This is a genomic window from Alteromonas profundi, from assembly GCF_010500865.1.
In the GTDB taxonomy this organism is placed as follows: domain Bacteria; phylum Pseudomonadota; class Gammaproteobacteria; order Enterobacterales; family Alteromonadaceae; genus Alteromonas; species Alteromonas profundi.
Genome location: NZ_JAAAWN010000077.1, coordinates 1 through 1,467, shown reverse-complemented (window position 1 = coordinate 1,467; position 1,467 = coordinate 1). Strand labels below are relative to the sequence as shown.

Sequence of the window (1,467 nt, the reverse complement as noted above, 5' to 3'; positions counted from 1 at the left end):
GATCAACTGCTTGTATCTCATGGTAACTACTCATGTTTTTTGGCGATTACAGAGTACCACCAACAGGCAGTTGATCTCTTCTCACCGTTTAACCATGAGTGGTGCACTTATTATCTGAAATCGGGCCATCTTTTCAACTTGATCTTTTTAGGGTAAATTGCCTTAAAAAACATAAGGAAAAGTTTTGACTCCATGGTTGTTACAGGACTTTGATGTTGGAGATATTTCGTGTCAAATAATTGAATTCTCTGTTCAAGGTTATCAGTATGTAATGATATTCAACCGCACAGATGCTTCTCGCTCGGAAGAGCTTATTGCTAAACAGGCTGAGGAGTTAGGCGTAGAATACAGAGAAAATAGTTATGAGGTGAAATTTGATCTCAGAGAAAATTTCGAGGGTGACACCTTCTTTACACCTCCACCTGCGCATATCAATGCGGCAAGTATGAAAGAGTTAGGGCGAATTATCAAAGAGTTACTTGATTTTCATTATCGCAATAGTAATGCAGAAGCATATTATTGTGTTGCCGAGACAATGAAGTTAAAGCGATTTTATGACAGACTTGCAAACTTATATGCTCAAGAGTTATACTTTACAGTGAATTCCAATCTAGGAGAGGAGGGTTTAGGTTATGAAATCACAACCCCAAGCTACAAAAGCTAAGGCTGCCAAAATTGAGGCTATGAAAAAGATTAAAGCCGCTTATAGCCAAGCAAAAAGCGAAGGAAGAGTAAAATCTTACCAAGTTTCTCCGGCATGATTAGCTAATATCAAAAAAAGCGTCGAATATATCGGCGCTTTTTTTATGCGCCCAGTAAAGATATAACAATCACATTAAGTCGCTCGCAGGCTCGCTGGGACAGTAACACATGGGCGCTGTCGCTTCGCTCGGATTTTAGCCCATGCGTTACTGCCCCTTATGCGGGTGTTATGTAACTCGGAGAATTCAACATGGAAAGTGATTTTATTGTAATAGGTGCTTTAATCTTGGGTATTGTGATCGGAAGATTTTTTACCTCAAATATTAATTACCTTTCAAAACATCTTGAGAATAAAGTTGACGCAATTATCGATCATTTAGGTGTAGATTTTAAACCTTATAAAAACACACCTAAAGAAGTGCTTTCTGCGCTTGATAGCGGAGAAAGAGTTAAAGCTATTAAAATTTATCGACAATTTTGTGGTGTAAGTTTAAAGGAAGCATCGGAAGTAATTTCATATCTCGAAAATAATCGAACTAACGTTACATAACAAGGCCATTAAGTCGGATTCGTAACAGTTGGCTCGGTTCCGCTTCGCTTCACATTTTAGCCAACTGCTACTCACCGCTTATGGCGGTGTTAGGTGCTTTGGTGAAAAAAATGTTTACTTCGGGATGGGAACCAACGCTTCTTTCAGAGGAAGTTTTGGCCTCTGGCGTGTGGTTTTATGATAATAAAATACCATTCAATGCAAAGTTGCTTAGA

General features: G+C 38.7%; 3 protein-coding genes. All 3 read left to right on the top strand.

What is annotated here, in order from left to right; genetic code table 11:
• Window positions 1-184: 184 nt before the first annotated feature.
• Window positions 185-664, top strand: a complete 480-nt coding sequence (locus tag GTH32_RS19215; protein WP_163088801.1) for a hypothetical protein — start codon at window positions 185-187, stop codon at window positions 662-664.
• Complete coding sequence (locus GTH32_RS19675; RefSeq protein WP_281182352.1) at window positions 633-761, top strand: hypothetical protein; 129 nt, start codon at window positions 633-635, stop codon at window positions 759-761. Before GTH32_RS19215 ends, GTH32_RS19675 begins: the two co-directional genes overlap by 32 nt.
• A 191-nt stretch (window positions 762-952) precedes the next feature.
• Entirely contained in the window at window positions 953-1,252 is a 300-nt protein-coding gene (locus GTH32_RS19210; RefSeq protein ID WP_163088800.1) for a hypothetical protein, read from the top strand.
• Window positions 1,253-1,467 lie beyond the last annotated feature (215 nt).